At 33.9% G+C, this 9,008-nt stretch carries 10 protein-coding genes; all 10 read left to right on the top strand.

From position 1 onward, the window contains the following. Positions 1 to 528: 528 nt before the first annotated feature. From flgB to ACFSY7_RS19090, 10 genes are read left to right on the top strand one after another with little or no spacing between them, the layout of a single operon-like run. On the top strand, positions 529 to 924 hold the full coding sequence (flgB, locus tag ACFSY7_RS19135; protein WP_020189438.1) for a flagellar basal body rod protein FlgB: 396 nt from the start codon (positions 529 to 531) through the stop codon (positions 922 to 924). 2 nt (positions 925 to 926) lie between these two features. Next, positions 927 to 1,391: a flagellar basal body rod protein FlgC gene (flgC, locus tag ACFSY7_RS19130; protein ID WP_380149204.1), complete on the top strand. Its 465-nt coding sequence runs from the start codon at positions 927 to 929 to the stop codon at positions 1,389 to 1,391. A gap of 24 nt (positions 1,392 to 1,415) precedes the next feature. Next, positions 1,416 to 1,718 carry a flagellar hook-basal body complex protein FliE gene (gene fliE, locus ACFSY7_RS19125; protein ID WP_020189440.1) on the top strand — a complete coding sequence of 101 codons (303 nt, stop codon included), beginning with the start codon at positions 1,416 to 1,418 and terminating at the stop codon, positions 1,716 to 1,718. Positions 1,719 to 1,765: 47 nt separating this feature from the next. Next, positions 1,766 to 3,373 (top strand): flagellar basal-body MS-ring/collar protein FliF, encoded by a 1,608-nt coding sequence (fliF, locus tag ACFSY7_RS19120; RefSeq protein ID WP_380149201.1) that lies wholly within the window; start codon positions 1,766 to 1,768, stop codon positions 3,371 to 3,373. A 15-nt stretch (positions 3,374 to 3,388) separates the two neighbouring features. Next, on the top strand, positions 3,389 to 4,405 hold the full coding sequence (gene fliG / locus ACFSY7_RS19115; protein ID WP_020189441.1) for a flagellar motor switch protein FliG: 1,017 nt from the start codon (positions 3,389 to 3,391) through the stop codon (positions 4,403 to 4,405). Further along, positions 4,398 to 5,174 carry a FliH/SctL family protein gene (locus ACFSY7_RS19110; RefSeq protein ID WP_380149200.1) on the top strand — a complete coding sequence of 259 codons (777 nt, stop codon included), beginning with the start codon at positions 4,398 to 4,400 and terminating at the stop codon, positions 5,172 to 5,174. Before fliG ends, ACFSY7_RS19110 begins: the two co-directional genes overlap by 8 nt. 6 nt (positions 5,175 to 5,180) lie before the next feature. After that, on the top strand, positions 5,181 to 6,503 hold the full coding sequence (fliI, locus tag ACFSY7_RS19105) for a flagellar protein export ATPase FliI (protein WP_020189443.1): 1,323 nt from the start codon (positions 5,181 to 5,183) through the stop codon (positions 6,501 to 6,503). Between the two features lie 3 nt (positions 6,504 to 6,506). Next, positions 6,507 to 6,956: a flagellar export protein FliJ gene (gene fliJ / locus ACFSY7_RS19100; RefSeq protein WP_126990760.1), complete on the top strand. Its 450-nt coding sequence runs from the start codon at positions 6,507 to 6,509 to the stop codon at positions 6,954 to 6,956. 5 nt (positions 6,957 to 6,961) lie between these two features. Further along, entirely contained in the window at positions 6,962 to 7,618 is a 657-nt protein-coding gene (locus ACFSY7_RS19095) for a MotE family protein (protein ID WP_380149199.1), read from the top strand. 22 nt (positions 7,619 to 7,640) lie between these two features. Further along, entirely contained in the window at positions 7,641 to 9,008 is a 1,368-nt protein-coding gene (locus ACFSY7_RS19090; protein ID WP_380149198.1) for a flagellar hook-length control protein FliK, read from the top strand.

Here is a 9,008-nt window from a genome sequence, read left to right as displayed (position 1 = left end):
GATGAACAACGGCTGACAAGCAGATAAAAAAGACATTCATGATTTGAATAAAATCGTGAATGTCTTTTCTTATTGACTAGGGTTTTGTCCCAGCCTCTTTTTTATTTGCTGAAAAAATAACTGCTAATAAGAAACTAAAGAATTATCATAAAAATACAAATTAAACTTCTTAAAAATAAATTCATGTATCTTTATGTAATTAATTTTCTTTAAATACAAATTTAGGTATAAAATATTACTAAGGATAAAAGTAATATTTTATTTCAATAAAAAGTAAAATTCGAAACAGCTTCAAAATCCCTATGTTTAAGGTTTACACTGTATTGATAGTGTGAATAAACAGCCTAAAAACAATATAATATAGTGAATATAACATTGAGTTGAAAGTATTATAGAACTAAAGATAGGACCTTGGAATCATTAAAAAAGCTGTAGAATCAATAGACACACTGTCGCTTATTTATTACAATTAACATATTGATATTATAGGGCTTTGTTTACAGCGAATATTGAACTGAGGTGAAAAAAGTGGGGTTATTTAGTGGGACAATTAGTAATTTAGAATATGGTCTATCATATGCTTCAACTAAGAATAAAGTAGTTGCACAAAATATAGCAAATAGTGATACACCTAATTATAAAGCAAAAGATGTTAGTTTTGCAAAAATGTTAGAAGATGCGAAAACATCATCTGTATCAGCTTATAGAACAGATAATAAGCATATTAATTTCACTACCAGTTCAACAAAAACACCAGGTGTATATAGTTATACAAATTTAAGTTATCGCCAAAATGGTAATGGTGTTGATATGGATAAAGAACAGGCAAGTTTAGCAGAAAATACAATTTATTACAATGCATTAATTGATCGTGTAAGTGGAAAGCTTAATTCATTGTTAACAGTTGCTAAGGGAGGAAGTTAAGCATGTCGATTTTTAGTAGTATGGAAACAACAGGAAGTGCATTGACTGCGCAACGATTAAGAATGGATGTTGTTTCATCAAACTTAGCAAACATAGATACAACAAGAGCAAAACAAGTTAATGGAGAATGGGAACCATACCGTCGTAAAACGGTAAAATTAGCTTCTCAACAATCAGGACCTGCTTTTTCCAACTATTTAAGTGCAGCAATTGGTCGAAGTGATCAGTCCACAGGTAAAGGTGTAAAAGTAACTCAAATTAATGAAGATACAGAAACACCGTTTAAATTAATTTACGATCCAACTGATCCGGATGCAAATGATGAAGGGTATGTTCAAACATCAAATGTGGATTCATTAAAAGAAATGACAAACTTGATTTCGGCAACAAGATCTTATGAAGCGAATGTAACTGCATTTAACGCAAATAAATCAATGCTGTCAAAAGCTTTAGAAATAGGTAAATAAATGAATTAGAAGGAGCTGTTAATGATGGCCATATCTTCTGTGGCGCTAACTCAACCTGTTACTCCTGCTGTGACGCAAACAGCAGCAACAGATAACATTAAAACAGACACATCGTTTAGCACGATGTTAAAAGATGCAATTAATGAAGTAAATGACACACAAGCAACATCAGATGTGTATACAAATAAATTAGTGAATGGGCAAGATGTGGAGTTGCATGATGTAATGATTGCTGCACAAAAAGCAAATGTTACATTGAATACGGCTCTATCGATTCGTAATAAAGCAGTCGAAGCTTATCAAGAAGTTATGCGTATGTCAGTATAAGCTTAAACCTTTGAATCGCTGCATTTACAAGTACCCGGAGGCATAAAATGAACGAAAGAGTAAATAATATTAAAACGAAGTTCTCTGGATTTTGGGGAAGTCGTTCAAAAAAGCAAAAGATTGCATTAATTAGTAGCATCGTAGCAATTATTGCGTTAGCAGCAATTATTACATATTTTGCAACCCGCGTTACTTACAAACCTTTGTATTCAAATTTAACAGCTAGTGAAGTTGGACAAATTAAAGAACAATTAGATGCTGAAGGGGTTAAGTATCAAATTGAAGAAGGTGGAACCACAATATTAGTTCCAGAAAATCAAGCAGATGATTTACTCGTAAGTTTAGCTTCACAAGGCTATCCACAATCGGGTGAAATTGACTACTCTTTCTTCTCCGAAAACGCAGGATTTGGTATGACTGACAACGAATTTAATGTGCTAAAAGTTGCATCAGTTCAAACTGAATTAGCAAAATTATTAAAACAAATGGATGGAATTAAAGATGCAAAAGTTATGTTATCTATACCTGAAAAAAGCACATTTGTAACAAGTAGTGAGAATGCAGAAGAATCTAGTGCTTCTATTGTGTTAGATACACAGGCAGGACAACAATTTTCTGATGAGCAAATTAAAACATTATACAATTTAGTGGCAAAATCAGTACCCAATTTGAATACAGATAATATTGTTATTACAAATCAATATAATGAATATTTTGATTTAACATCAGATTCTATTGCAGGAGCGAATGGAGCTGGGAATGCAGCGAGTCAATTAGCCGTAAAAAAACAAATTGAACGTGATTTACAAAGACAAGTTCAATCATTATTAAGTAATATTATGGGTGCTGGAAAAGCCGTTGTTACAGTGACTTCTGATATTGATTTCACACAAGAACAAAGAACTGAGAAACTAGTAGAGCCAGTTGATAAAGAAAATATGGCGGGTATTACAATTAGTGCTCAAAAGATTTCTGAAACGTACTCAGGTACTGGAGCTGCAGCAGCAGGAACGTCAGAGGCAGATGGAGCTACAGATAATTTTACAGATTATCAAGCTGCTGGAGATACGGGTTCTGGAGATTATGAAAGAACAGAAGATACTGTTAATAATGAAGTGAATCGTATTAAACGCCAAATTACTGAAAGTCCGTATCGTGTACGTGATTTAGGGATTCAAGTCGTTTTAGAACCACCAACATCAGATGACCCAACATCTCTACCAGCAGATACAGAAACGGCTGTTCAAGATATGTTGACATCAATTGTACGTACATCAATTGATAAAAACTCAGCAGGAAACTTATCAAATGCAGATGTATCACAAAAAATTAATGTTTCCGTTCAAAAATTAAATGGTAAAGCTACAACAGCAACAGCAACAGGTACAACAATTCCTTGGTGGATTTGGGTCATTGGTGGTGTTCTAGTTGTAGCCATTGGATTATTAACATTCTTTATTATCCGTTCACGTCGTCAAAATGAAGAAGATTATTATGATGAAGAAGACTATTATGATGAGGAAATTGAAATTGAAGACATAGCAGACGAAAAAGATTCTGAATCAACAGTTCGTCGTAAACAGTTAGAGAAAATGGCGAAAGATAAGCCAGAAGACTTTGCAAAATTATTACGTACATGGATTTCAGAAGACTAATGGGAGGGAAATGCGTTGGTAGCAAAAAAAGATAAAGAGCTTTCTGGTAAACAAAAAGCCGCACTCCTATTAATCTCATTAGGACCTGAAGTTTCTGCTGCAGTATATAAACATCTATCCGAAGAGGAAATTGAGCGTTTAACTCTAGAAATTTCAGGCGTGAAAAAAGTAGACCCAGAAGTAAAAGAAGAGATAATTGAAGAATTTCATAATATTGCCCTTGCACAAGATTATATTGTGCAAGGGGGTATTGGATATGCAAAAACAGTTCTTGAAAAAGCATTAGGAAATGATCAAGCACAGCAAATTATTAATCGTTTGACATCATCATTACAAGTAAGACCATTCGATTTTGCGCGCCGAACAGATCCAGCTCAAATTTTTAACTTTATTCAAAATGAGCATCCACAAACAATTGCACTTATTTTATCGTATCTTGAGCCTCAGCAGGCAGGAACAATTTTATCGTCACTGCCACAAGAAGTACAGGCAGATATCGCAAAACGTATAGCAACAATGGAATCAACATCACCTGAAGTTATTAGTGAAATTGAATCTGTATTAGAAAGAAAATTATCTTCTACAGTAACACAGGATTATACAGAAACGGGCGGTGTAGATGCAGTTGTAGAAGTACTGAATGGGGTAGACCGTCAAACAGAAAAAACAATTCTCGATGCACTCGAAATTCAGGATCCAGAACTTGCAGAAGAAATCAAAAAACGTATGTTCGTTTTCGAAGATTTGGTTACATTGGACAACCGTTCAATTCAACGTGTTATACGCGATGTCGAAAACGAAGATCTATTATTATCTATGAAAGTTTCAAGCGAAGATGTCAAAGAAATCTTATTCAAAAATATGTCTCAACGTATGGCAGAAACTTTCAAAGAAGACATGGCGGTTATGGGACCAGTTCGCTTACGTGATGTTGAAGAAGCACAATCACGTATTGTCGCAGTAACTCGTCGTTTAGAAGATGCCGGAGAAATTATTATTGCTCGTGGTGGAGGAGATGACATTATTGTCTAGAATTTATCGCCCAGGCACAGGTATGGACCAACCAAATATTCGCACGATTGAAATTCGAGAATTCATGATTCCTACTGTCGATGAAGATAATGACGTCGTTCCAGATATTTCACTAGAACAATTGTATGCTGAGCGAGATCGATTATTAGAAGAAGCTCGGCAAGAAATTGAATTGAAAAAAAAGCAGTTTGAAGTATTTTGCATAGAAAAAGAAACTTCATTAAAAAAGTCCAAGCAACAATGGGAAGATGAAAAAATCCAATTGCAGCAACAAGCATATGATGAAGGTTTTTCTCAAGGTATAGATGAGGGAAGAAATAAAGCGTTATCGAATATGGCATCTGATATTCAAATAGCTAATGAAACAATGGCTCAATCAGAGCAAAATGCCTATGCATATCTAGAAAGTCAAGAGGGCGTTATTTTAGAATTGGCTATGCGTTCAGCAGAGCGGATTTTAAATTTAGAGTTAGAAGAAAATGCTACAAAATATATGCCAATTGTTAAACGAGCATTGAAAGAAGTTCGTGAAAGTGAATTTGTCAAAGTGTATGTTTCTGCAGAAAATCATGCATTGCTTACAAAAAATAGAGCAGAATTAGTAGCGATGTTCCCAGCAGATATGCCATTTATGATTTTTATTGACGATACATTATCAATTCAAGAATGCTATATAGATACAAATCATGGTCGCCTTATAGCTAGTATCGATGAACAGTTAAATGAGTTACGTCACCACCTAAGTGAAATATTAGAGAGTGCGGAGTGATTTGGAATGAAGGCTGTGGAATTATTAGAACAATTACATGCCGTACCTACATTTAAAAAATATGGTCGAGTGACAAAAGTTGTTGGATTAATGATTGAGGCGCAAGGCCCTGAAAGTTCAATAGGTGATGTATGTAAAATACATGTTTTCTCTGCGCATACAGGGCATCAAAAAATTTTAGCAGAAGTAGTGGGTTTTAGAGATGAAACGGTTGTCTTAATGCCTTTTACTTCATTGAGAGATATCTCTATTGGTTGTCTTGTTGAAAGTACAAATAAGCCACTTGAAATTAAAATTGGGCCAGAATTAATTGGGAAAATTTTAGATTCAATGGGAAATCCTTTAGATGGCTCGATATTACCTAAAGGATTAGCAGTTGTAGATACTGAAGGAGAACCACCGAACCCATTAACTAGACCACCTATAGAAGAAAAATTAGAGGTTGGTGTTAAAGCAATTGACGGTATGTTAACAGTCGGAAAAGGGCAGCGTCTTGGTATCTTTGCCGGTTCGGGTGTAGGTAAATCAACATTATTAGGAATGATTGCTAGAAATACTACTGCAGATTTAAATGTCATAGCATTAATTGGAGAACGTGGTAGAGAAGTAAGAGAGTTTATAGAACGAGATTTAGGACCCGAGGGGCTGAAACGCTCGATAATTGTTGCTGCTACTTCTGATCAACCTGCATTAATGCGTATAAAAGGTGCTTTTACAGCTACAGCTATAGCAGAATATTTCCGTAATAAGGGATTAAATGTCATGTTAATGATGGACTCGGTAACACGAGTGGCTATGGCACAACGAGAAGTAGGTCTTGCTACAGGAGAACCGCCTGCACAAAAAGGCTATACGCCTTCAGTATTCGCTATTTTACCTAAACTATTAGAGCGTACAGGAACAAATGAATATGGCTCTATTACAGCTTTTTATACAGTACTAGTAGATGGGGACGATATGAATGAACCAATTGCAGATACTGTACGTGGAATATTAGATGGTCATATTGTTTTAGACCGTGTCTTGGCTAATAAAGGGCAATATCCTGCAATAAATGTTTTGAAAAGTGTAAGTCGACTAATGAATCATATTGTTACAAACGATCATAAAATTGCCGCAGAAAAATTAAGAGAACTTTATTTCACTTATAGTAAGTCCGAAGATTTGATTAATATAGGAGCTTATAAAAAAGGAACATCAAAAGAAATTGATGAAGCTATTTTTTATGAACCATTGATTACGAATTTTTTAAAACAGGGGTATCTAGACCCGGTTTCTTTAGAAGAAAGCGTTAATCAACTTATTCACTTAGCAAATCGAGGAGGATAATAGATGCCAAAGTATAAATATCGATTTGATTCCATTATTGTTGTAAAAGAACAAGAAAAGAATGAAGTTGAAATGGCTTATAAAAAAGCTGTACAAGATTTTGAAGCAGTTGCTCAAAACTTATATGATTCCTTAAAAAGAAAAGAAGATTTAATTAGCTATCAAGAGCAACAAATGAAAATAGGTATGAGCATCCAAGAAATGCATAGTAATGCACAGTTTTTAGATAGCATAGAAAAAGCGATTGTTGATATTCAAAATAAGGTAATTCAAGCACGTTCTAAAATGGAATGGTTTGAAGGAAAATTACTTGAGCAAACATTAGAGTGTAGAAAATATGAAAAAATGCGAGAGAAAGATTATGAATTATTTAAATTAGAAAAAAATCGATTAGAAATGCTTCAATTAGATGAGCTCTCGCAAATCGCTTATTACAATAAAGAAATTAGGTGATTCTAGTGGCACAACCAAAAAAACGACCTGTAAAAGGTAAAAGACCACCTAAGGGCCGTGAAGATTTGGGAGAAGAAAAAAAAACACCGGGAAAATTCCAAAAAGCTTTTTTCTGGATTATTATACCGTTACTATTCGCTTCAGCAATTTTATTAATTGTTTTTGAAGTGACAGGTACAAATATTTTTGAAAAGGCAAAAGATATTGCAGGTGTTTCTCAAAATGAAGAAAGCAATGAAATTAATAATAAAAATTACGAAGAACAAATTGTGAATTTGAAAGCTCAGCAACAAGAAAAAGAAGCTGAAATTAAGAGTTTGCAAGATCAAATTGATCAACAAAAAATAACTGCGAAAAAAGAACGAATAGAAAAACGTCGTTTGAAAAAAGAAATAAAAAAATTAAAGTCAGGTTCTGAAGATGAAACAGCAAGCATTGATTCGCTTGTTGCTACATATGAACAAATGCGACCAAAATCTGCCGCGCCAGCTTTAGTTGCGCTTAAGGATGAAGAAGCTATTGCAATCATGAGTAAATTAAAAACAGAAACATTAGCCGCCATTTTAGAAAAAATGTCTCCAGATGAAGCTGCTAGATTTACTACTTTATTATCTGTAAAAAAAGCCGACAATAAAAATGTAACAAAAACTTCAACAAATTAAAAAATTGAAAGGAGGTGAATAAATGAATCTTGCAACGATGCAATTAGCAAACACAATGCAACAATCAATGAATACAGTAAATACAACAAATGCTTCTGTAAATGATCAAGGTGTATCATTTAATGAAAGACTAAATGCCGCAACTATTAATGATACAAATTCAGTAGTACCAAATCAGCAAAAAACATTTGATGATGGAAATACATCTAAAAAATTTCAAATGAATTTAGGATTAGGTGCATTGTTGGGTAATAATCAGACAAAAGTTGAAACAGTAGATATAGATATAAAAAGTTTATTGAACGCTTCGAATTTGAAAGAATTAGGAATTGATATTTCTGATACAGAGCTAATGACAAAACAGATTTCATTAAATCAATTAGCAGAAGTACTTGAGGTAGATATAGATCAGTTGAAAAAAGCATTTAGTGAACTAATTGCAGAAGAAGTAACGGGGGATAACCTTTGGGATATTTTAGCCCAACTTGATATGAGTGCATTCAAATTTATTCAAAATGTAACGACTTCATTAGAAGGAAAAGGACCATTTACAAAAGAAGAAATTTCGGATGTTGTTAAAATGTTAAAATTTGTTGAATTAGCGGCTCCAAAAACAGATTTAACATTACAACAAGAAATGCAGAGTTCACAAGTTAAAAACTGGATGACTACAATTGCTTCAAGAGTTATTGAAACTGCACAAACGCAACAAGATGTTAAAGAAATGATTAACAATGCACCTGTGAATATAAAAGTGGCAGAAGTACAAGCACCGACTATAGGTCAAAAAGAATTGTCACCCAATATGAAGGAACAAGAAATTATTGGGGTGGTGAAACCAGTCGTTCAGCAAGAAATTTCAACAACAAAATCAGTGACGCCTGAATTGGTAGGTAACGCGATTACAAAAGTCATTCCACAGACAACAACTATAACAATTTCTTTACCGCAAACAACGTCAACTTCACAATCTGAAAACTTTGTAAAACAATTTGAACAAATTATGAATCGTAGCCAATTAGCAACTAATGCTCAAGGACAACGCTTATTGATTAAACTATATCCAGAGCATTTGGGTTCAGTACGTATAGAGTTTTCACAGCAAAATGGAATAATGAGTGCACGTATTTTGACATCAACAGCTACTGGTAAGCAAATGATAGAAAGTCAATTACATCAATTAAAAACAGGGCTAGTGAATCAAAATATTCAATTGGATCGAATTGATATTTCACAAGCATTATCTGAACCGTCACGTAGCGAGCAGCGCCAACAACAATTTAATCAACAATCGTCTATGAATCAGCAGAATCATAGCAATCAAAAAGAAAATAGACAAGATGATGATGGATTGACGTTTGAAGAACTATTAGCAGAATTAGAGGTGTAA

It is taken from the genome of Kurthia populi, from assembly GCF_042686175.1.
Lineage (GTDB): Bacteria > Bacillota > Bacilli > Bacillales_A > Planococcaceae > Kurthia > Kurthia populi.
This window is presented reverse-complemented; position numbering and strand designations above follow the sequence as displayed.